22 protein-coding genes and 1 other RNA gene are annotated in these 21,326 nt (G+C 48.9%); 7 read left to right on the forward strand and 16 right to left on the reverse strand.

What is annotated here, in order from left to right:
• Positions 1–5 precede the first annotated feature (5 nt).
• Positions 6–1,265 carry a purple acid phosphatase family protein gene (locus tag BLQ59_RS00580; protein ID WP_074570705.1) on the forward strand — a complete coding sequence of 420 codons (1,260 nt, stop codon included), beginning with the start codon at positions 6–8 and terminating at the stop codon, positions 1,263–1,265.
• A 40-nt stretch (positions 1,266–1,305) separates the two neighbouring features.
• Here the strand turns inward: BLQ59_RS00580 and BLQ59_RS00585 are convergent, their stop codons facing one another.
• Both BLQ59_RS00585 and BLQ59_RS00590 read right to left on the reverse strand, forming a co-directional pair.
• Positions 1,306–2,259 (reverse strand): magnesium transporter CorA family protein, encoded by a 954-nt coding sequence (locus BLQ59_RS00585; protein ID WP_074570707.1) that lies wholly within the window; start codon positions 2,257–2,259, stop codon positions 1,306–1,308.
• A 235-nt stretch (positions 2,260–2,494) separates the two neighbouring features.
• Positions 2,495–4,480, reverse strand: a complete 1,986-nt coding sequence (locus BLQ59_RS00590) for a methyl-accepting chemotaxis protein (protein ID WP_074570709.1) — start codon at positions 4,478–4,480, stop codon at positions 2,495–2,497.
• Positions 4,481–4,659: 179 nt separating this feature from the next.
• Between BLQ59_RS00590 and ssrA the strand changes: the two genes are divergently transcribed.
• Positions 4,660–4,998, forward strand: a transfer-messenger RNA (tmRNA) gene (gene ssrA, locus BLQ59_RS00595).
• Between the two features lie 69 nt (positions 4,999–5,067).
• On the opposite strand, the gene BLQ59_RS00600 is transcribed toward ssrA, so the two are convergent.
• Positions 5,068–6,135 (reverse strand): type II asparaginase, encoded by a 1,068-nt coding sequence (locus BLQ59_RS00600; RefSeq protein WP_305367194.1) that lies wholly within the window; start codon positions 6,133–6,135, stop codon positions 5,068–5,070.
• A 173-nt stretch (positions 6,136–6,308) separates the two neighbouring features.
• Here BLQ59_RS00600 and BLQ59_RS15845 point away from each other — a divergent pair, with 173 nt between their 5' ends.
• Both BLQ59_RS15845 and BLQ59_RS00605 read left to right on the forward strand, forming a co-directional pair.
• Entirely contained in the window at positions 6,309–6,455 is a 147-nt protein-coding gene (locus BLQ59_RS15845; protein WP_176756679.1) for a hypothetical protein, read from the forward strand.
• Between the two features lie 2 nt (positions 6,456–6,457).
• On the forward strand, positions 6,458–6,631 hold the full coding sequence (locus BLQ59_RS00605) for a hypothetical protein (RefSeq protein ID WP_218122843.1): 174 nt from the start codon (positions 6,458–6,460) through the stop codon (positions 6,629–6,631).
• Between the two features lie 71 nt (positions 6,632–6,702).
• On the opposite strand, the gene BLQ59_RS00610 is transcribed toward BLQ59_RS00605, so the two are convergent.
• From BLQ59_RS00610 to cpaB, 10 genes are all read right to left on the reverse strand, one after another.
• A complete protein-coding gene (locus tag BLQ59_RS00610; protein ID WP_074570714.1) occupies positions 6,703–8,145 on the reverse strand; it encodes a pilus assembly protein TadG-related protein in 1,443 nt (480 codons plus the stop codon).
• 236 nt (positions 8,146–8,381) lie between these two features.
• Positions 8,382–9,326, reverse strand: coding sequence for a type II secretion system F family protein (locus BLQ59_RS00615; protein WP_074570716.1), 945 nt, complete (start codon positions 9,324–9,326; stop codon positions 8,382–8,384).
• Positions 9,326–10,723, reverse strand: coding sequence for a TadA family conjugal transfer-associated ATPase (locus BLQ59_RS00620; protein ID WP_074570718.1), 1,398 nt, complete (start codon positions 10,721–10,723; stop codon positions 9,326–9,328). Before BLQ59_RS00620 ends, BLQ59_RS00615 begins: the two co-directional genes overlap by 1 nt.
• A 14-nt stretch (positions 10,724–10,737) precedes the next feature.
• Complete coding sequence (locus tag BLQ59_RS00625; protein ID WP_074570721.1) at positions 10,738–11,184, reverse strand: TadE/TadG family type IV pilus assembly protein; 447 nt, start codon at positions 11,182–11,184, stop codon at positions 10,738–10,740.
• Positions 11,185–11,206: 22 nt separating this feature from the next.
• Positions 11,207–11,389, reverse strand: coding sequence for a Flp family type IVb pilin (locus BLQ59_RS00630; protein WP_074570722.1), 183 nt, complete (start codon positions 11,387–11,389; stop codon positions 11,207–11,209).
• Positions 11,390–11,459: 70 nt separating this feature from the next.
• Positions 11,460–12,440, reverse strand: coding sequence for a type II secretion system F family protein (locus BLQ59_RS00635; protein ID WP_074570725.1), 981 nt, complete (start codon positions 12,438–12,440; stop codon positions 11,460–11,462).
• Positions 12,437–13,567, reverse strand: a complete 1,131-nt coding sequence (locus tag BLQ59_RS00640; RefSeq protein WP_074570727.1) for a CpaE/TadZ family protein — start codon at positions 13,565–13,567, stop codon at positions 12,437–12,439. Before BLQ59_RS00640 ends, BLQ59_RS00635 begins: the two co-directional genes overlap by 4 nt.
• 11 nt (positions 13,568–13,578) lie before the next feature.
• Positions 13,579–14,412, reverse strand: coding sequence for a CpaE/TadZ family protein (locus tag BLQ59_RS00645; RefSeq protein ID WP_074570729.1), 834 nt, complete (start codon positions 14,410–14,412; stop codon positions 13,579–13,581).
• Positions 14,413–14,431: 19 nt separating this feature from the next.
• Entirely contained in the window at positions 14,432–15,985 is a 1,554-nt protein-coding gene (locus BLQ59_RS00650) for a type II and III secretion system protein family protein (RefSeq protein WP_074570731.1), read from the reverse strand.
• A 1-nt stretch (position 15,986) separates the two neighbouring features.
• Positions 15,987–16,943: a Flp pilus assembly protein CpaB gene (cpaB, locus tag BLQ59_RS00655; protein ID WP_081342382.1), complete on the reverse strand. Its 957-nt coding sequence runs from the start codon at positions 16,941–16,943 to the stop codon at positions 15,987–15,989.
• 357 nt (positions 16,944–17,300) lie between these two features.
• Here cpaB and BLQ59_RS00660 point away from each other — a divergent pair, with 357 nt between their 5' ends.
• Both BLQ59_RS00660 and BLQ59_RS00665 read left to right on the forward strand, forming a co-directional pair.
• Positions 17,301–17,969, forward strand: a complete 669-nt coding sequence (locus BLQ59_RS00660; RefSeq protein ID WP_074570862.1) for a C40 family peptidase — start codon at positions 17,301–17,303, stop codon at positions 17,967–17,969.
• A gap of 106 nt (positions 17,970–18,075) precedes the next feature.
• Positions 18,076–18,921: a polysaccharide deacetylase family protein gene (locus BLQ59_RS00665; RefSeq protein WP_074570734.1), complete on the forward strand. Its 846-nt coding sequence runs from the start codon at positions 18,076–18,078 to the stop codon at positions 18,919–18,921.
• Between the two features lie 50 nt (positions 18,922–18,971).
• On the opposite strand, the gene BLQ59_RS00670 is transcribed toward BLQ59_RS00665, so the two are convergent.
• The 3 genes from BLQ59_RS00670 to BLQ59_RS00680 form a co-directional block, all read right to left on the reverse strand.
• Complete coding sequence (locus tag BLQ59_RS00670; protein WP_081342384.1) at positions 18,972–19,241, reverse strand: hypothetical protein; 270 nt, start codon at positions 19,239–19,241, stop codon at positions 18,972–18,974.
• A 64-nt stretch (positions 19,242–19,305) separates the two neighbouring features.
• Positions 19,306–19,908, reverse strand: coding sequence for a phosphoribosylanthranilate isomerase (locus BLQ59_RS00675; protein ID WP_074570735.1), 603 nt, complete (start codon positions 19,906–19,908; stop codon positions 19,306–19,308).
• A 180-nt stretch (positions 19,909–20,088) separates the two neighbouring features.
• Positions 20,089–20,838, reverse strand: coding sequence for a Tat pathway signal sequence domain protein (locus BLQ59_RS00680; protein ID WP_143005231.1), 750 nt, complete (start codon positions 20,836–20,838; stop codon positions 20,089–20,091).
• A gap of 238 nt (positions 20,839–21,076) precedes the next feature.
• Here BLQ59_RS00680 and BLQ59_RS00685 point away from each other — a divergent pair, with 238 nt between their 5' ends.
• Complete coding sequence (locus BLQ59_RS00685) at positions 21,077–21,283, forward strand: hypothetical protein (RefSeq protein WP_074570741.1); 207 nt, start codon at positions 21,077–21,079, stop codon at positions 21,281–21,283.
• The last annotated feature ends 43 nt before the right edge of the window (positions 21,284–21,326 follow it).

Below are 21,326 nucleotides of genomic sequence, written 5' to 3' on the forward strand. Positions count from 1 at the left end.
ATATCGTGACACTTTCAAGGCGAAAGTTTTTGACATTGGCGGGGAAGGTTATCCTCTTCCTGGGGCTGAGTTCTTCCTTCCCCCGCCTGGCAGCTGCGGCCAGCGGCACTTTGCCCATTGAGGCCCTGCGCCAGCTGATAACGGCAGATCCGCGCCATTCGCGCACCATCATGTGGCAGAGCAAGACGCCGCTGGAGGGCTGCCGCCTGCAGTATCAGGGCCCTGACGGCGCCATGAAGAACCTGCCGGTCAACATGGAAAGCCTCGACGAAGACCGCGTGGTCAATTACTACTATACCTGCTATCTGAAAGACCTGGCCCCCGACAGCACCTATCACTACCGCATCTGGCAGGGCAATATCGCCACCCCCTGGCAGAATTTCAACACAGCTCCAGCAGAGATTGATGCGTTCTCCGCCCTCATCTTCTGCGACTCCCAGTGCGGGAAAACCTATGCCGGCTGGGGCCAGGCCTTCCGCACGGTCTGGCAGCGCCATGCCAATGCCCACTTCTTTGCCATCGTGGGCGACATCGTAGACAATGGCCAGCAGGAATGGCAATGGCAGAATTTCTTTGCCAATCTTGAAGGCGTGCTCCCCCAACACATCTATGTGCCGGTCATGGGCAACCACGAATGTTACAGCCTGATCTGGAAATTCTGCCGCCCCCGCCGCTATGAGCTCAGTTACAACCTGCCGGCCAATGGCTCACCGGAATTGCAAAATCACTACTATTCCTACGACTATGGTCCGGTGCATTTCATCGTGCTCAACACCCAGATGCTTGAGCTCAAGGATATCCATCCGGATCTGCTCGAAAAACAAAAAACCTGGCTGCGTCAGGACGTAAAAAACCACCGTGCCAAATGGCAGGTGGTACTGATGCACAAGGACATCCTGGCTTATGATGAATATCAGGAAGGCTCCAAGACCATGATGAGCATCAGCGATGTTGGCTATGCCCTTATGCCTGTTTTCGACGAACTCGGTATCGACCTGGTCCTGACCGGTCATATGCACACCTACCGGAACCGGGGACATATCCATCATTTGCAGCCAGCCGAAAAAGGCCCGGTCTACATCATGAGCGGGCCTATCGGCAATCAGCAGTATACCGTCCCTGCCGATAAGACATTTGATCGGTCAGCCATCTATCAGCCCACACCGGAAAACTATCTGCTGCTGAATGCCAGCAATGAAAAGCTCTCCGTTACCTGTTATACCGTAAACGGAGAGCTGGTAGAAACATATGAGATCAAAAAATGACCTACCCTGCACCTTCCCCCTCCAGGGGAAGGCTTTTTTATCAGAACATATCCTTCTTCCATAACGCATAAGCCCCGGTGATGCTGATGCCAAAGGCAATGACCATCACATAGAAAAAGCCATGATTGCTTTCAGCAAACGGCACCGGCACATTCATGCCGAAAAAGCTGGATACCACCGTGGGAATAGCGATGATGATGGTCATAGCTGCCAAGAATTTCATCACTAAGTTCTGGTTATTGGCAATGATGGAAGTGAACGTATCTGCCATCCGGGCGAGAATCTTGCTGTACATCTCCACCATTTCCTTGGCCTGCTTGTTCTCGATGATAACATCTTCGAGCAGGTCCTCATCCTCCTCATAGGCCTTGAGGATGGGCGTCAGTGCCGGATTGTTGCGCATCCGCAGCAGCTTATCGAGCACCGCACCGTTGGAACGGATTGCCGCATTGAAATAGGTCAGGCCTTTCTGCAGTTCCAGCAGACGCAGGATCTCACTGTTCTTCATATCATGGCGCAGCTGGTTCTCGATATCATCCGAAAGCTTGCTTATCTGGCGCAGATAACGCAGATAGAATGTCGCAGACTTGTAGAGGATCTGGAACAGGAAGCGCGTCTTTTTATAGGTGCGGAAAAGCTTGGCCGTGCGCTCGTTGAATTCGGCCATGACGGGCGTTTCTTCCAGGCAGACCGTGATGATATAATCCTCACTGATGATGATGGCCAGAGGCAAGGCATCATAGCTGTCATTGCCACGGTTCACCGCCACATTGGTCAGGACCATGACGGAATCATCTTCGATATCCGTATGGGAACGTTCCTCGTCATCCAATGCGGAGCGCAAAAAGTCAGGATCAACTTCCGTCAGGTTACTGACTACCTTCAGCTCATAGGGAGTAGGATCGACAATATTGATCCAGGCCCCCTTCTCCAGCGTTTTCAAGGTCAGTTCCTGCAGAGGACCGCTCTCCAGGGATTTGTATATCTTTAGCATGGATATCTCCTCTCTATATAGGAAGACTCCATGCCCTTATGCCGTCAGGATAATGGAACAGGAGCTCCCTGCTGTTTGTGTGCATCGCTTTGGGTTTGCCGTATCAGGGTGATCGTCCATTATCCTCACCAGCCTTTCTGTCAAGTATTTTTCCGGATACCATTATAACGCGAATTCATATATTTTGCCACAAAAATTTGACCGGTCATTCCGACCGGTCAAATGGTTCACCTGCTTATAATTTGAATCGATTGATAGCCTCCTGCATATCCGAAGCCAGATTAGCCAGTGCCTGCGACGCTGCAGCAATCTCTTCATTAGATGCCGACTGCTCTTCCGTAGCCGCCGAAATGGAGGATGTGTGGTCAGCAGTCTTGCGGCTGACACTGTCGATGGAATCCACCGCATCGACGATATTGCCTGCACCAGAGGATACCGAATTGACCGAGGTCGTGATCTCGTCAATCTGTTCCTTGATACCATTGACCTGTCCCATGATATCCTGGAACTGCACGCCTACATCGCGGATAGCCTTTGCCCCCAGCTGCACTTCCGTCTTGCCTTCTTCCATCGCCTTCACAGCCTGCGCCGTATCATTCTGGATGGTAAGGATGCGTGCCTTGATCTGCTCAGCAGATTCCTGGGATTCAGCGGCCAGCTTGCGGACTTCATCTGCTACGACCGCAAACCCGCGGCCATGCTCACCGGCACGGGCAGCCTCGATAGCCGCATTGAGGGCCAGCAGGTTCGTCTGGTCCGCAATGGAGGAAATTGCTTCCACGATCTGTCCGATCTGCTGGGAGCTTTCCCCTAACGTACGCACGACGTCAGCAGAGTTCATGACACTTGTCTCGATATGCGCCATCTTGGTTGTCGCATCCTTCATCAGCAGTTCGCCCTGTTTGGCCGCATCTGCAGTATTGATTGACGCTTCCGAAACCTTCCTGGTCTTTTCCGTCATCGCCGTGATATCGATAAAGACGCTGTCTACATTCTTCTTGGCACCATCGATATCCACCAACTGCTTATCCATGCCTGCAGATACTTCTCCAATGGTTTCCGCCACATGCACCGCGGCTTCCGCCGACTGCTGGGCGTTGGCGGTGAGCTCTTCCGACGCTGCCGCCACCTGCTCTGACGTAGAAGCCATCTTGCCGATCAGGTCATGCAGATTCGTCTGCATCTTGTTGAACGCATTGGTCATGGAGCCGATCTCATCACTGGAAGTAACGGCCAGCTGCGGTACGCGCAGGTTGCCATCAGCCAGCTGCGAAGCCTGCCCTTCCAAAGCCACGATTGGGCCCGTGATACGGCCGGCAAAGAACAGGCACATGCCAACCACCAGCAAAAAGCCGACCACGATCAGCACACCATAGATTACCCGCAAGCGATGGATTGGAGCAAACACGAAGTCTGTCGGCACAGCCATAGCAATCAGCCAGCCGGTTGAAGGAACTGTCGTGTAGGCACAAAGCTGCTCCACGCCTTCGCCATCTTCATAGGTGAAATAGCCATTGCCACTTTGGAACATGGAATCCAGCTTCTCACCTACGCCCTTGATCTCTTTTGCCTCGGACATAGGCTGCTCCTTGCCGGAAGTAGCCAGCAGTTTGCCAGTCTTTTCAATGATATAGCCGATGCCCTGATCACGGTATTTGATCTTCTGCACCTGTTCCTTCAACACGTTCAGCGTGATATCACCGCAGATGGCACCACGGAACTGCTTGTTCTCCCCATAGAAAGGTGCCACCGCAGACACGACGAGGTCTCCGGTGCTCTTGCTGGTATAGACTTCGGTATAAACCGTCTTGCCAGCATCACGGGCCTGCGCATACCAGGGACGCTTGCGCGGATCCGTCTTGCCCGTTTCATCCGGACTGTTATAAGGCAGGAACATACCTTCCTCATCACCGCGCGTCATCTCCTGATAGTCCTTGTCCGAAGATGCCACGCCGAGCAAGTATTTCATTTCCTCATTGTCAAGTTCGAGCTCACTCTTTTCCACATCCGTCATCAGATTTGCCTGAGCCGTGACTGCATTGGCTTTTTCCTTGAGCCAGCCATCCACAAGCTCCCGCTCGGTACTGACATTGGCCACGATTTCTCCGTTCACCGATTCAGACAGATTATTATAGGCGGTAAAGTAACCCGTAGCCGAGACCACAATCAGGATAATGCCGACTATGCCTGCCAACATGATGAACTTCTGCTTGATTCCCATGATTTCACTCCCTTAAAGATTTTCCTGACACCAACCATCCAATATCAACCACAAGAGATAACCATTTGAATCAATTATTTCTACACGCTATTAAAAATCTCCTGCCGGAATCTGACCGGTCAAAAATATATTTTTCTTGCTTTTAATCATTAAAAATGATATACTAAATAAACATTCTTGGGGATGTAATGGTTTCGACGGGGTATTGAAGCCACGAGGTTCGCAGGCCAATGGTTACGAAGCCTAACTCTTAACCGCTAAATGTAATTGACGAATTCGATTACGCATACGCTGCCTAAGCTTCGGCTTAGCAGCCCCCTCGGTATCACTAGCTGCGGGCAGGGCTGAGGGTTTCAAATAAGCGCAGCAGTTTTTCCCCTTTTCGCAAAAGAGGATGGTGGAGAACTCTGAATCCCAGAGTTGCGCTTCTATGATGTTAGCATACTCTAACTATTGCGATAATGCCTTGTGATGTGGATGTATTTCGGACAGGAGTTCGATTCTCCTCATCTCCACCATGATAAAAATTCAGCGCTGACTGGTCAATTGACCGGTCAGCGCTTTTTGTCTTGGGGAATTATATTCGCTTAATACTTATGGAACATATCCTGAATCGTCTTGAGATCCTTGGTCTTGGTCAGGGCCAGCTGCAGGAGCACGCGGGCTTTCTGAGGATTCAGGGAATCGCCATCCAGGAAGTGATAGTCGATATAGCTCTGCTCTGCCGGAATGACAGAACCGTTGCCTACGCGGGCACTGCGCACTACAACGATGCCAGCCTTTGTTGCCTTAGCCAGTGCTGCCTCAGCATCCTTATGGACAGAACCGTTGCCGGTACCAGCATAGACAATCCCCTTCACACCGCCTTTGATGGCTGCATCCACAAAAAGAGCATCGTCATTGGCCGTACCATAAATAACCTTCACATAGGGAAGTTCATTGAGCTTCGTCACATCAAATTCGCTCTTGCTGGTATTGAGGCGGGTGGAGGCGCGATAGAATTCGGGCACACCGTCATTCACATAACCGAAAACCCCCAGTTCCGGAGCTTTGAAGGTATCCACAGACGTGGTATGCGTCTTGGTCACGTCACGAGCACCGTTGATGGCGTCGTTAAGGACAACCAGCACGCCACGGCCAGCAGCTTTCTTATCGGAAGCCACACGCACTGCATTCAGCAGATTCATGGGGCCATCGGCACTGATAGCCGTTGCCGGACGCATTGCACCAGTGATGACTACCGGCTTGTCGCTCTTGACCGTCAGATTCAGGAAATACGCCGTTTCTTCCAGCGTATCCGTACCGTGCGTGATGACAATGCCGTCCACGTCCTTGCTGGCCAGCAGTTCATTGCAGCGTTTGGCCAGTTTCAGCCAGACATCATTGGTCATATCCTTGCTATCAATGCTGCAGATCTGTTCGCCGGACACGTTGGCATAGTTTTTCACTTCCGGGACAGCATTGATCAACACATCGATCCCGAGTGCACCAGCCTTATAGCCAGTAGTCGCCGTATCGGACGCTGCACTGCCGGCAATCGTTCCCCCGGTTGCCAGGATCTTGATGTTCGGTTTGGCCTGCGCAGCAAAGGCACACTGTACCCCCACCAACAGCATAGCCAGTGTCATAAGGATTGCAGAAACTTTTACCTTCACAAAGATTCCTCCCTTTCCGCCCATGACATTCCCCAAAATCACAGGCATAACACAACTATAGAATCATTATAGCACCAATCCTAACACAAAGACTAGGCAATCCGACAAAATCCGACAAAATCCGACAGCAGGTTCACTTCATCTCCAACATTAAGAATACAAGGCCTAGTACGATGGCTATCATTTCTCTGATGGCCGGTGAGCAGCGAAAGATTGATACAGCAAATTTTGCCAACGATATGACCACCTTCCACAGTATGGATGATGTGCTGACCTTGTTTTCCTGCCCAAGCCCAAGTATGCTGATATGCCAGCCATGATTTTGGAACTAAAATGGGATAAGGATGCTAATACTGCCATCAGGCAGATTAAGGAAAAAGCCTCCCCCAAAGCAATTGAAACCTACACAGGCAAAATCCTTTTGGTTGGCATTAACTATGATAAACAGTCCCGCAAACACTCCTGCCTGATAGAAACTTTCGCCATTTCCACATAAAAATTCAGCGCTGACTGGTCACTTGACCGGTCAGCGCTTTTTATCCCTCTATATTCACGGTGTGACAACATTTATTGCCATTTTATTCCATCCGGCGGACTCACCAATGAGATGCCATCTGCACTAACAGATGATGTACTGCCAGCTCCACTGCTACCACCAACATAATCTTTATATTTATACGTACAATGATCACCATTAAGATTCAGATAAGATGTAACTATCGTCCCTATAAAGGTACTATTAGTTGCATTTACTAATAGGCCTTCTATTCTATCACCATATTTTACTGCTTTACAATATGGTGCATAGATAACCCCCTTAAAAGTATGGCCATTCAAAGCAAAAGTAACCTGAGGTCTGTTATTATCATCACCATCAATGCAAATAATCAAAGGTCTTCCCGTATCAGTATCAAGTTTTATATTTACAACTCCCATTCCCGACTTTATGTAAACGTATATGGGAACATCGCTATCACCGAGTTTTTTATTTACAGTTATATTCACATTTGGAATACGATTCGTATTTGGTACCACTATAACATCGCTCTTAAACAAATTACTATCAGTATATATATTCTGGTCGTCAGCAATATTTTTGCAATCCTTTGCTTTGTCTCTCACAAAATCATAGAACGTTTGAAATTTATAATTGTAATAGCCCGCCTTACTCCAATTGCCACTCTGCAATTCACCATTGTCATCAAATTTCGCAACCGGATTATCTTTCTCCTTATCTGACATTAAAACCTTGATGCTCGTATCCTTATTTTTCTTTTTACCATATGAAGTATAGAATCTATCTAAAGGGTGTAAAAACTCTTTTCCTTCAGTCTGCACACTATGTCTTATATTCTCTTTAGGATAATAACTAGGATTATTAATTCCATCGCCTTTGGTATAGACTATACGTCCATCAAAGACATCAGAAATCATATTCTTACCACGATTAAGATCATCATAAATAGCATTATCTTTCAAAACGCCCAAATCATTCACTGTATTTGTGGCCGAAAATCCGTCCTTAAATATAAAAAGATTTTTAAACGAATTATTTGTTGCACCGCCTTGCATAGACGCAATACTCACAGCTGTAACATCTACACTTTTCTTTATACTCCCCAAGAAATACAACGGTACTTTTTTTACTAATTTCACTCTATAATATACTGCATCATCAGCTTTTCCAGCCATAAAAGAGTCATCATTATAATCAACATTTTCTTCATTCTCATCCAAATTATGATATTCACCTTTTATATATTTTTTTGCCATTTTGTCAGCATTCCCATGATTTGCAAGAGTATCACCTTTAACTGCATACTCATGAGCTCCTGCCAAAGCTGCTGCATCAGCTGCATTCTGCAAACGACTATACTGCACATAAACATTCCCAAGATCGACGGCCAAACCTGTCCCTACCACAATCATTGGGAGCAACAGTGCCGAAAGTGCTAATACAGCCCCTTTTTGCCACCATCTCTTTGCTATTGACTTCATATATGATTGCATAGCTTTTATCTCCTAACGAACAGACTTTCACAAAATAATATATCTTATCAATCATTACTTCTAGCATGATATAAACAATATTCTCCATTCTCATTAACCCTGTAACTAAACACCGGTTCATTTGGACAATACGTAATGATTAATCACAAAATCAAATATAAAAGAAACTGCTCCCACCACGGCATAGCGGAACAGTTCTAAACAAATCTCCTTATATTACTTCTCGTATAACGATATCACATATTTCTCATTAGGAACAACAGCGTGGGCACCAATGTCACCACAAACAGCGCCGGAAAAATAAACAATACGAGTGGAAAGACAATCTTTACCGGTGCCCGCATAGCTTCGGCTTTTACATATTGTCTTCTCCGCTCCCGAATGTTGTCAGCCTGATTTTTGAGTGTCTTGCTCATACTGGTACCCAAGCGTTCTGCCTGAATCACCGATGTCATGAACAGAGATACGTCCTGCACGTCACAACGGCTGGCCAGATTCTTCATGGCGGTACGACGTACCATTCCCATGCGGATATCTTCCTGCAGGCGTTTGCACTCACTGATAAGTGCGCCCTTCATGCGGTCCGTAATCTTACTCAATGCCGCATCAAAGGACAAGCCTGCCTGTACACTGACACATAACAGATCCAAGACTTCCGGCAACTGACGAGCGATTTCGGCCTGACGATTCTGCACCATGGTATTAAGGCAAGCCACAGGCATCATTCCGCCTAAAATCCCCCCCAGTAACAGGAAAACTACCTTTTGAATCAAAATATAATTGCCATCTCCAACAAAAGTGAACGTTATAAACCACATAGAAAGCGCACCGATCAAGATAATCACCATAAATTGCGGTGCCGTACATTCATGAGCTTTCCCTGCCATAACCAGACGCTTTTCAATAAGTGCCAAAACCTGTTTTGGTGCCATATGGCTGATTGTATCTGCTATATGCTCGCCCGCCGGCTTCACCACACGTTCCATGAAAGGGATCTCACGAATTTTACGCTGGCCATCTGTTTTGACCACTGTCGTCCCTGGCACAGGAGCATTATTCTGATCCAAGGCAAAGATACGCTGCCGCACGCTGGTCTGTGGCAGAATCACTTTGCGGATTACCGCAAAAAAAATCATAAACACAGTCAAAGCCAGAACCATGGAGAATAAAAATATCAACATCAGAACATGCTCCTCCTAGTCTCCGGCTCTGCCGCAAAGAAATCATCGGGCAGATCTACATCATTGATTTCAAACTTATCCATAAAGTCCGGTTTGAGTCCTGTAGCAACATAATGGCCAATGGCCTTGCCATTTTCATCATATCCCTGCTGCTGATAGCGGAAAATATCCTGCATGGTGATGGTATTGCCCTCCATATGCTGGACTTCCGTCACATGAGTAATCTTGCGGCTGCCATCCCGCAAACGGGATTGCTGGATAATCAAGTCAATAGCCGAGGAAATCTGCTCCCGGATAGCCCGTACCGGCAATTCCAAACCAGACATCAGCACCATTGTCTCCAAACGAGAGAGTGCATCACGCGGACTATTAGCATGCGCCGTGGTCAAAGAACCATCATGACCGGTATTCATGGCCTGCAGCATATCGAGAGCCTCACCAGAACGCACCTCACCGACAATAATACGGTCAGGACGCATACGCAGGGCATTGCGCACCAAATCGCGGATGGTAATCTGACCTTCACCTTCAATATTTGCCGGGCGGGATTCCAAAGTCACCACATGTTCCTGCTGCAGACGCAATTCTGCCGCATCCTCGATGGTGACAATACGTTCTTCCTCGGGAATGAATGAGGAAATCACATTCAAAGTCGTCGTTTTACCAGAACCGGTACCTCCGGACACGAGGATATTGATTCGTGCCTCGACACAGGCCCGCAGGAATTTGGCCATTTTCTCATCGATTGTACCAAAAGCAATCAGGTTATCCACCGTCAAGGGCTTCTTGGAGAACTTACGGATGGTAATCGACGGACCATTGAGCGCCAGCGGCGGAATGATGATATTCACGCGGCTGCCATCTTCGAGGCGAGCATCCACCAACGGCGAAGACTCGTCAATACGCCGCCCCAATGGTGTCAGGATGCGCTCGGCAATATTCATGATATGCGCATTGTCATGGAACTGCACATCCGTACGTTCCAATTTGCCCAAGCGCTCCACAAAGACCTTCTTAGGGCCGTTCACCATAATTTCCGTGATACTGTCATCCTGCAGTAACGGCTCAATCGGCCCTAAGCCCAGCATTTCATCCCGGATATCGGCAATCAGCCGTGCCTTTTCTCCACGCGGAACATTGAAGGCCGTATTCATATCCAACACCCGTTCGCAATAGCGGGTGATAACTTCTTCGACCTTGCGGGGATCCTGGTTCATACTGGACAGCAATACCTGTTCCGCTGGTGTCATTTCATCGATGATACGCTGATGAATACGATGCTTCACCGCCTGATAGGAGCGTTCTTCCGCCATCTCCTGCGCTTCATCCTGCGCGGCAAAAATCCGTACCTGACTGTTACGACCATTCTTACGCCCCAGTCGCGTCAATAAAGACATTCTATTCCCTCCGCTTACTCCAGTTCATGTTCACTGAACATCGTATAGGTAACATTCAGCTCCATGTTTTTCATATTACTGCCAGCTATGCTGTCCATCACACTGGCCACCTTATAACCAACCTTTTTTTTATTTAAATCAGCCTTTATTTCCACTTTAACATTCCGGCTGTTTTTTTCGTAAGTAATTTTAAAATATTTATCCTTAGTAGGATCCCATGTAAAAATATCTACTGGTAATTCCTTATTACTATAATTGCTTATTACTGTCGAATACTTGCTTTGTTTATATTTCTCTGTGCTTATAACTGCAGCCTCCCTCGCACTGCTGCGAGCCATGCTGCTCAGTGTCAGGTAGTCGGCCATAATCATGCCTGTATATAATATACCAAACAATAGAATTAAAAAGAGAGGCAACAATAATGCAAACTCCACTATGGCCTGTCCCTTCTGGAATCTCATATTGTTACCTCCCTTCAATCAATTATTTACCGAATGCATTCGTTACATTCTGGAATACCGTGCTGATTTTAGTCGTCAGCGTACCATCACCACCAACATATGTAGCAATTGCTACAACGAAAGCCAGAATCAGTGCATACTCCACAATGCCCTGACCATTTTCATTGCAATAACGAACTTTCAAATACTCCATGATTTCCTTCATTCTGAAATCCTCCCTAAAAATAATAAATAATATATTTATGAAAATCCCCAATAAGGATTGACATACAAAGTTAAATCTTGATATTGACAATTCTCTGAATCACCAAATAACCAACAATTTCCAAAATTACAGCTGCTGCAATACACATGCGGCCTATCGGCTCTGTAAACAGGGGCTGTAAATATGTAGGATTGATTACGGACAATAAAAATGCCAACGCAATCGGCAGAGATGCCAAAACAATACCAGACGCCCGGCCCTGCGCCGTCAATGCCATAACTTCCCGCCGCATCCGGATGCGTTCGCTGATCGTGTCACTGATTGTGTCCAATATCTGTGCCAGATTACCACCGACCTGCCGTTGTATCAGCACGGCCGTGACAACTAACTCAAAATCAGGGCTGTTAACCCGCTTCTGCATATTGTCCAAGGCCGTTTCCAAGTCCACGCCGATATTGACTTCACTTACAACCTTCTGCACTTCCCGGCCAATGGGAGCATCCATCTCCCGGGCGATGAGTTCGAAGGCCTGCATGAAACTGAAACCGGCCCGCAGGGCGTTGGCCACCATGGTGAGCATATCGCCCAACTGATTGGTGAAGGCTTTCTGCCGCCGCTTGATGTAGATATTCAGGAACATCACCCCGAGCATCACACCGCCGGCGAAGGCTGCAATAGCCCATAACAGCTCAAGCGTAGCGGCCAAAGTGATGGCCGCACACAGTCCGCCTATAAGTCCAAGAATAACCTCAAACTCCGAACCCAGCAACGGCCAGTCAGCCTGCTGCATCTTGAAATCCAGGGGATTCCCCCGGTGCTGGATGTGTTCCAGCCAGGCACCTGCCCGCTGAACGAAGTTACGGATGCCATCCCTGGCGGCAGTCTTGGCCCGCTGACCGCGCAGTTCCTGCTGACGCAGGCGCATGGCGGCACCGGAGAAATACTCCATGCGGTTCACCAAATCTGTACGCTGACGCATCCTGATGCGAATCAGCATCAGGAACAGGCTAAGGCTTAATAACGTGACGGCCAAAGCTAACACAATTCTCATGAGGCAGCCCACCTTATGCGATGCTGCCGGCCGATGATGTTGTCAGCCAGGCGGTCAACCTGCCGCGACAACGGGCTGTCCGGACGGATATCCGTGGCCATCTTGCCTTTGTCAGCGGCATCAGAAACAATGGTATATTCATTGGGTATGATCTCAGTAACGGGATACCCAAGTTTCTGCGATAATTCAAGTTTGGAACGGGAATCACAGGGTTCGACACGGGTGAAGATGGTCTTAACCCGCGTCTCCATATCCTCCCAATCACGGAAGATATCCAACGCCCGCTTCATATGGTCAATCTCATAACCTCCATTGATCATACTCATCACAAATGTAGTCGTGGAGGCTTCTGCCGCCGCAATGGATGTAGGATTGAATCCCGCCGGCACATCAATCAGGATGTAACGGAACAAGCTGCGGCTCATGGCAATGAGATTTTCCAGCCGATGGATGGAAACCTTGTCAATCATGTTCGGTGTCTTCGTACCGCAGAGCACGCTGACATTGGGTGCCACCGGCATATAATAGGAACTCAGCGATGCCGGCGACAGGAACTTCGTATCCCGCACGGCCTCCACGATCGTGGTCTGCGGCGCGAGGTTGAAGAACACTGCCATATCACCGAACTGCAAATCCGCATCGATGATGCCCACCGGTTCTCTCGTCTTACGGGCCAGTGCCATGGCAAGGTTCGCAATCAGTGTTGTCTTGCCGCTCTTGCCTTTTGGACTGAAGAACACCAAGGTCTCAGATCCGGCTTCACTGCCCAGACGCGAGAAGGTATCCACCGTCTCCTGCAGTTCCACGCCCGTGAACGGCTTGATGATATAGCCCTTGGCTCCGGCTTTGACACTATGGCTGGCGTTTTCAGCCTGCCATTTCTCCCCCATGCAGAGGATGGCTGCTGTCGGATAGACCTTCTTGAACTCATCAATCAGGCCCATGCCGCCGGGCTGCTCGATATCGAGCAGAATCAGGTTGGGGTTGAATACAGTCCCCTGCCCCAAGGCGTCGCTGACATTTTGGAATTTGGCGGCCAAAGTAAAGTTTGGGGTATCATTTACCACCTGACCAAGCCGTTCCAGCATCAAGCGATCCGACTCCGCCAGTAATACGCGGTATTCCATAACTTACCTCCTCAGCCAAAAATCCGGGACAACCAGGATTCTGACACTCCTTCGTCCTCATCCATGGTCACATCATCATAAGCGCGATTGGTATAACGAGCTACCAGATCCCGCAGGGCATCGCCCAACTCGCTGCCGCCGGAGCGGAGCACCAACGGCACACCATCCTGTATGGAACGGCTGGCCGCCTGGAAATCGTTGGGCAGAATGTGATAGAACGGTTCTCCCAGCAGATTTTCCACATCGGCGATACTGATACGGGTTTTCGCATTGCTGCGGTTCAGGATCAAGCGGATCTTGTTCTTGTCGTAGTTCAGCTTCTTCAACGTATCCGTGCCGATTTTCATATTCTTGATTGTCGGAATGAAATCCACAATCCCCAGGAAGCTGACAATCGTGGACAAATCCAGAAGTTCCAGATTCAATTTGCTGAACATGGATGTCGTATCCACCAGCACATAATCAAAGACATTCTGCAGCTGCCGGATCATCCCTGCGGCCTTATCCGCATCAATATTGTAGGATTCTTCCAGCTTCGTGGGAGCCGCCAGCACATAGAATACCACATTATGGTATTCATAAGGCGTCAAGTACTCCTCGGCCCGCACATTACTGCCCTGCAAGGCCATTGCCTGCTGGAGGTCAAAAGACGTACACTGGGGCAATATCTGCAGATAGTTACTGACATCCCCAAACTGCAGGTCAAAGTCCACGAGACAGACTTTCTTTCCCTGCCGGGCCAGTTCCGCAGCCATATTGGTACTGATAATGGTCTTGCCTACCGCTGACGCGGTACTGAAAAAGGTTATGACAACGCCGTGTATTTCCTGTGTAAATCCTGGCATAATGTCTCCTTCTTAATTCTTAGTTGTTACCTACAGGCACGATTACATCCAGCGGGCTTTGTTCTTCACCACGCAGTTCCTGGTCTGCCTGTTCCTCCCGGGCTTTCCGATCAGCCTTGGCCTCTTTTTTCGTCATCTTGTCATGAACCCAGCCATTGGGATTGACGTTCTTCATGGTCTTGTATTCCCGGCGGCTGTCCTGGAAAGTTTCTTCCATTTTCTCGGACATCTTCACATGAGTGCGTTCATTGACAACACGCGGCGTAATCAGAATCATGATTTCGGACTTCTGCCGGCTGTCATTATGATATTTGAAGAGTTCGCCCAAAATGGGAATATCCCCCAGCAAAGGCAACTTCGTAATCGACTTGCTGTCTTCAGAATTCAGCAGTCCGCCAATAGCCATAGTCATGCCGTTAGGAATCGTCACTTCTGTCTGGGCTGAACGAGTGGACAGGCCCGGCATCTTATAGCCATTGGCCGTAACGCTGTTCGTCCAATCCAGACGGCTGACTTCTGCATTGAGTTTGGCCTGGATATTTCCCTGACGGTCTACGGTAGGATTGAGTATGTTGAGCGAAATACCATAGGGTTTGTATTCCACGGTGATATTGTTGCTGGAACTGGAAACGGACGGATAAGGAATCTGTCCGCCTACGAGGATTCCGGCAGACTTGCCACTCATGGTTGTAATGTTCGGCCGGGACACGATACGTGCTTTCCCCTGTTCAATCATCAGGTGCAGCTGGGCATTGATCTGCGAGAAATGGGTAAAGAGCCAGTTCTTGGTATACCAATGGCTGCCCTTGTTGCGCTGTGCACCGAAAGTTTCGCCGCCATAGAACACCCCTGTATCGCCCAAAGTCACACCTTGGGTATCCGACGATGTGGATGTAACAGGTGATGCATAGGTCACGCCCAACTGCTTGGCTGCATCGGAATTGATCTCGATAACAAGAGCTTCCATATTTATTTGGTCAGGATTCTCCATATCCAAAAGGTTAATAACCCGCGCACTGCTTTCAATCTGCTCCTCTGTCGTTACTTCCGTTTTTACTTTTGCGTCTGAACCAGTGCTGTCCCCTAGCTTGATATTGCCCTTCTTGGCAGCAGTAGGATCTTCACCCACATACAGGCAGGCAATCTTGAATGCCAGATCCTTTTCGTACTGATTCTTGACCTGACCGCGCAGGAGGACCCGGTTCTCCACCATCTGCACGGTAACGCCCGGCAGATTGATGGCACGTTCGATGGCTGCTGCCAGTCCCTTGTCCTCTTTGCTGACGCTGACCGTAAAGTCCTGACGCATGCCGTTTGACGTCCAGACATTGATTGTCGTGGTCCCCTGACCAACGGCTACGATATTGATGGCATAAGGCCCCAATTCCTGCACATCTGCAATCTTGGGATTGCCAACTGCCACGCGGGTGATTGCGCTGCCCGGGCTCAGATAATAGGACTGATTGACTCCCAGCCAGATCGGCTGCATATAGGCATAAGCCGGTGCCGGTGCCACGATAGCGGCAGTTGTGAGTCCCAGTGCAATAGCCGCTACTTTCTTCCCTGTGAACAAATTAGTTTCCCCCTGTCGATCTTGTACCACGGATTATCTTCATACCGCCGTTTTCATGTGCGCTGGCCGATGCCGGCTGCACAGCAGGGGCAGGGGCCGCAGCAGCTGCAGGCGCTGGCGTTGGAGCCGGAGCCGATGCTGCCGGGGCACTATTCTGGGGAGCCGGATTCACACCGCGCTCAGCAGGAATCATATAGTCCGTATTGATGGTAAAGATATCCGTCGGGGCTACAGGCCGAAGCACCAGATAGATGGTGCCCTTCTGGGAGGCCGTTGCCACCTTCAAAGCCTCATCCAATGGCAGGGCCAGGGTTGCGGTTGCCATAGCATCGCTGCTCCCCTTGATAGCACCTTCCTCACCATTCTTATTATCAGAAGACTTGTTGTCTTTGTTCTCTTCAGCACCCTGACTGCCGGTCTTATTGATAGCCAACAGCTGTACATTCTGTAACAGTATTTCACCCTTGAAACCAGCCTCCTTGGTTCCGGAAACCACCATTACATCCACGAAATCGCCCGGCTTGGCAAAGCCGGATACACCAGTGATATCCGTGATTGCAACCGACACTGCCCGGCAATTTGCGGGAATGGTTCCTGTAAAGCCGGCCATACGCACGTCCGCGAAAATCTTTTTCGTGGTCATGATATCGCCCTGCTGGATAGCTACGCTGGTGGGATTGCCGGTGATCTCACTGACATCATGCACCGCTTCAGCCGGGACTACGTCCACTGGCATTTCCACCACTTTGAGCATATTGTCCTTAATAATAGTACGCTCAGGAATATCCTGCTTGGCCACTACCACCTTGACCAGTTCCACCTGATTCGTATCTTTCGCTGCCGTTTCCACACTGGACAGCGATAAATAGACCAGGACTCCTAACAGACAACTGACTCCCACTGCCAGCATCACCCATTGTTTATAGGTCAGCTTGGCATCCAGCATCCACTTCTTCACGTTTTGACCATCCTTACTCATCAATTCAATCAACCAAATGAATTTACCCGGGACATGACACTCAGTTTAGGGCATCCGTCCCAACTTTTATGACTTTTTAAACTTGCTTTAACAGTCCTTTAATGAACTGTTAACACTATAACACATGACATATTATGAATTCAACCCCTTTTTGGTAAAAATGAAGCAGTATTTCACACGTTTTGTGTAAAAAAAATCCAAAGTTCCTAAAAGTTTGGGACTGCAGTCCTAAAAATACATACAAAAATTATTAGCACCTGATTGACCTGCCAAGTGCTAATATGCTATAATTTACCTAGTTTTGTGTACAAGATTAAGGGGGTTTTTTACTTGCGTCTGACAAAACCAGGCTGCCTGCTTGCAGCAGCAGCATTTTTTCTGAGTTCCACATCGATTACCCAGGCCGCCAGTTTCCAGCTGGGCGATACCGGCCGTGAAGTCATTGAGATCCAACAAGCTTTGGCCAGCCGTGGCTATGATGTAGTCGTGGACGGTGATTATGGCCCAGCTACCAAAGCAGCTGTCGCCGATTTCCAGAAGGACAACAATCTGGAAGTAGATGGACAGGTCGGCTCTAATTCCTATCAGGCTCTTTTCCACCGCGCTATGCCTGAACATCAGCGCAAATCCTACTTTGCTGACGGTCATGGTATCATCGACCTTGCACAGCAGTTCTTAGGCGTTCCTTATGTCTGGGGAGGCAGCAGCCCGCGAGGCTTTGACTGCTCCGGCTTTGTCCAGTACGTCTACGCTCAAAAGGGTATCCATCTGCCCCGCACGGCAGATATTCAGGCAACCGCCGGACGGCCAGTTGCCAAGGCTGAACTTCAGCCAGGCGATCTGGTTTTCTTTGCCGGCGATTACGTGAATATCTCCCACGTCGGTATTTATGTAGGCAATGGTCAGATGATTCATGCCTCATCCACCCACGGCATCGCTTACGATAACCTGAACCGTGATTACCGCGTAGCTCACTATGCCGGTGCCTGCCGTGTACTCAACTAATATTTTTGCCTTAAAAGCCCCCGCATGGGGGCTTTTATAATTGACAGAAACAGGCCATTGTTATATAGTAGTCAATATGCGAAAAAATCAAAGGAAGTGTCTTTCTATGACAATATGGATAAAGCGGTTGCTGCTTCTACTGGCGACCGTTGTCTTAGCGGTTTTGGCAGCCTGCTTCTATCTCCTGCACAGCGCAGATCAATCGGTGCCTGTGCTGAACTATCATCAGATCAATGACCGGGATGAAAATGCCCTCACTGTGCATACCGATCAGTTTGAGGCACAGATGAAGTACCTGGCAGAAGAGGGTTATCACGTCATCACACCGGAAGAGATGATCAATGCCTGGGAAAACAACGAAAAATTGCCGGAAAAACCCGTCATCATCACCTTTGACGATGGTTATGCAGATAATTACCGCAACGCCTTCCCCATTTTGCAGAAATACAATCTCAAAGCTACCATCTTCCTGATTTCGGATTATGTCAGCACCTATCCGAACTATCTGACCTGGACGCAGATCAGCGAAATGCAGGACAGCGGCCTGATCGATTTTGAAAGCCATACGCTGTCCCATGAGCAGCTGGACAGCACCAGCCCGGAAGATACCTGGAACCAGCTTGACGGATCGAAAAAAGCCTTGGAATGGCACCTGCAGAAGGAAATCAACTTCCTGGCCTATCCCTGCGGCTCTTATGATGAAGAGTTGCAGCAGCTTGTGAAAAAAGCCGGTTACAAGGGTGCCTTCACCGTCAACTATGGACTGGCCGACAAAGGAGAAAACCACTACATCCTGGATCGGGTGCCCATCTTTGGCTGTACCAATCACACTCTGATGCGTTTCAAGCTGCGTCTGCAGTACACGCCCATCTTCGCCCCATTAGCCAAACTAAACAGAAAACTGTTAGCAGGAGGTCACAACTTCCTGGCAAGGTTCATTCCCACACCTTGAATAACGTAAAAAGGAGCCGCATTGCGGCTCCTTTTTACGTTATGATGGAATCAGGAAGGCATCCCTACATTGATTTCCTTGACAATCTTGGCCTCATCCCGGCCCATACACCAACCCAGCGTCTTGATTTCTGAGTAGAGCATCACCCGCTGCTCCCGGTTATCCACCTCAGCCTGCATCAGGATGCGATACTGCTGGATGGCCTGACCATAACGGGCGCTTATCTCGTGGTAGCTGCGTGGCTTTTCCGGCCGCTCCCCCTTATGACGGCGAATCAGATCCTCTGCTGCGCTTACCGTTTCATTATCCGTGACTATCATGACGAATCTTCCTTTCTGTCCAGCTTTTCTATATTAGATTTCGTCATCCAGCCGAAAAATCCTCTTATTTGATCCGGCGCAAAAATGCCTGAATCTTGTCCAAGGATTTTTCGCCGTTCTCCTCCACCCCGCTGGACACATCCACAGCATAGGGATGGAGCAGTTTATTGACCTGCTTGACATTTTCCCGATTGATGCCGCCTGCGACCAGCACGGACTTGTGAATCTGGGCGATATCCCGGGCCGCCTTGCGCCAGTCGAACTGCCTGCCGGTGCCGCCGGGAAGCGAGGGGTGCGGTGTATCCAGCAATACCATTTCCGACGGATAGGCATTGGCTTCTTCTACGGAAAATTTCTCATCATACGGATAGGCCTTGATCACCGGACAGTTGACCTGTTCCGCATAGGAAGCAGACTCATGACCATGAAGCTGTACATAATCCAGGCCTACCTGTTCGGCAATCTCATTGACCGTTTCCAGATCTTCATCCACAAAGACACCGACACAACGGGACTCGCGAATCTGCTGGCAGATGACCGCCGCTTTCTGCGGATCGATATAACGCGGGCTGGACTTATAAAAAACAAAGCCGATGAAATCTGCGCCTGCCTCCTCCGCCACCTTGGCAGCAAACAAATCCTTAATACCACAAATTTTTGCTCTCATAGCGACTCCCTCTTGTATTCCCATAACATTTTTTTGTATAAATCATCATCAATGACTATTATGTTACAGGCTTTTGTCCTTATTGTCAAGACATAAGTCCAAATCGTTAGGGAAATTTGTGTATATTTGTTAAGAAAAAGAGCAGCTTGACCACTACAGTCAAAACTGCTCTTTTTATCTTTATTTGGCTTTGTCAGCGCCATCCATTTCCGGTGGTGCCATCTCTCCGCCCATATCCTCTGCTGGCGGCGGCCCCCCCTGCGGGCCATGGCCACGGAAGCCGCCCTCGCCACGCTGCGGACGGAGCTTATCGCGATCAACACCTAACTGCTGAGCCACATCGCCCCAACGGTTGTTGATCTTCTTCATCCCCAATACCGTCTGGATATCCTTACCGCTGAGCTTGGCCAGTTTAGCTGCCATGCCGATATCATGCGGACGATAACCCTCGTTCATGAGCTTCAATGCCGTGTCCTTATCCACATCGCCCTTCTCAGCCATGCGTACAGCGGTCATCTCATTCATCTGAGCACGAATCTGCTCATTGGTAACGCCCAGTTCTTTACCGATTTCCGGCCAGTGTTTGTCATCCGTCTTCATGGCCAACACGTCCTTGAATGACTTACCACTGATCTTGGAGAGCATCGCCGCCTGGCCGATATCACGGAAATCCTTATGTTCATCCAGCGCAGCTTTTACTTCCTTCTCGCTGACACCAAAGGTCTTGTTGATCTCCTTGGCCATGTCATCCGAACTCATGTGCATCATCGGCGCCTGACCACCGCGATGGCCTTTCATCATCGGAGGCGGACAGGGCTGTCCATTCTGTACATTCTTATCTGCGGCCTGAGCCTGCCCTTCGAGAACACCAAAACCCATGCCCACCATCAAAGCACCGGCCACGATACCTGCTAACATTTTCTTACGCATAATATTTACCTCCATTCAAAATACCTCTTGGTTAACTTCATCTGCTATGGTTATAATATAACGCATCATTCTTATAGTTGCTTTAGATTACTATTAATTTTTCCTAAAATTTCAATGAAATTAAGCTGAAAGATCATAAGTATAAATATTTTTTATTTTGTTCTGCCAAAAAGAAGGATATTTTTCCTGATATGTCGTATAATATAACGTGTGATAATTATGGAAAGAGGTGTATTCGATGACAGATCAGGAAATCGAGAAACTCGTGCAGGATAAACTCAACGAGGCTTATCAGGCAGAAGAACATCCCAAGAAGTTCTTCATTACGGAAAATGGCCGTGGTGTCTGCGATGGCGGCGACCTTTACAACGCGCTGCTCGGTGACATGATGCGCATTTCCCAAAAAGCCCTGACCAGCATTCTCAAAGAAGCGCTGAAGAAATAAGGCATAAAAAACAGCCTCCCGTCATACCAGCGGGAGGCTGTTT

Origin of the sequence: Pseudoselenomonas ruminantium (assembly GCF_900104055.1) — a bacterium.
In the GTDB taxonomy this organism is placed as follows: domain Bacteria; phylum Bacillota; class Negativicutes; order Selenomonadales; family Selenomonadaceae; genus Selenomonas_A; species Selenomonas_A ruminantium_C.

What these genes read in the sequence shown, in the direction of transcription:
- BLQ59_RS00585 (WP_074570707.1), bottom strand. Translation starts at nt 2,259, where the DNA reads ATGCTAAAGATATACAAATCCCTGGAGAGCGGTCCTCTGCAGGAACTG.
- BLQ59_RS00590 (WP_074570709.1), bottom strand. Translation starts at nt 4,480, where the DNA reads ATGGGAATCAAGCAGAAGTTCATCATGTTGGCAGGCATAGTCGGCATT.
- BLQ59_RS15845 (WP_176756679.1), top strand. Translation starts at nt 6,309, where the DNA reads ATGGCTATCATTTCTCTGATGGCCGGTGAGCAGCGAAAGATTGATACA.
- BLQ59_RS00610 (WP_074570714.1), bottom strand. Translation starts at nt 8,145, where the DNA reads ATGCAATCATATATGAAGTCAATAGCAAAGAGATGGTGGCAAAAAGGG.
- BLQ59_RS00615 (WP_074570716.1), bottom strand. Translation starts at nt 9,326, where the DNA reads ATGTTGATATTTTTATTCTCCATGGTTCTGGCTTTGACTGTGTTTATG.
- BLQ59_RS00620 (WP_074570718.1), bottom strand. Translation starts at nt 10,723, where the DNA reads ATGTCTTTATTGACGCGACTGGGGCGTAAGAATGGTCGTAACAGTCAG.
- BLQ59_RS00625 (WP_074570721.1), bottom strand. Translation starts at nt 11,184, where the DNA reads ATGAGATTCCAGAAGGGACAGGCCATAGTGGAGTTTGCATTATTGTTG.
- BLQ59_RS00630 (WP_074570722.1), bottom strand. Translation starts at nt 11,389, where the DNA reads ATGAAGGAAATCATGGAGTATTTGAAAGTTCGTTATTGCAATGAAAAT.
- BLQ59_RS00635 (WP_074570725.1), bottom strand. Translation starts at nt 12,440, where the DNA reads ATGAGAATTGTGTTAGCTTTGGCCGTCACGTTATTAAGCCTTAGCCTG.
- BLQ59_RS00640 (WP_074570727.1), bottom strand. Translation starts at nt 13,567, where the DNA reads ATGGAATACCGCGTATTACTGGCGGAGTCGGATCGCTTGATGCTGGAA.
- BLQ59_RS00645 (WP_074570729.1), bottom strand. Translation starts at nt 14,412, where the DNA reads ATGCCAGGATTTACACAGGAAATACACGGCGTTGTCATAACCTTTTTC.
- BLQ59_RS00665 (WP_074570734.1), top strand. Translation starts at nt 18,076, where the DNA reads ATGACAATATGGATAAAGCGGTTGCTGCTTCTACTGGCGACCGTTGTC.
- BLQ59_RS00670 (WP_081342384.1), bottom strand. Translation starts at nt 19,241, where the DNA reads ATGATAGTCACGGATAATGAAACGGTAAGCGCAGCAGAGGATCTGATT.
- BLQ59_RS00675 (WP_074570735.1), bottom strand. Translation starts at nt 19,908, where the DNA reads ATGAGAGCAAAAATTTGTGGTATTAAGGATTTGTTTGCTGCCAAGGTG.
- BLQ59_RS00680 (WP_143005231.1), bottom strand. Translation starts at nt 20,838, where the DNA reads ATGCGTAAGAAAATGTTAGCAGGTATCGTGGCCGGTGCTTTGATGGTG.
- BLQ59_RS00685 (WP_074570741.1), top strand. Translation starts at nt 21,077, where the DNA reads ATGACAGATCAGGAAATCGAGAAACTCGTGCAGGATAAACTCAACGAG.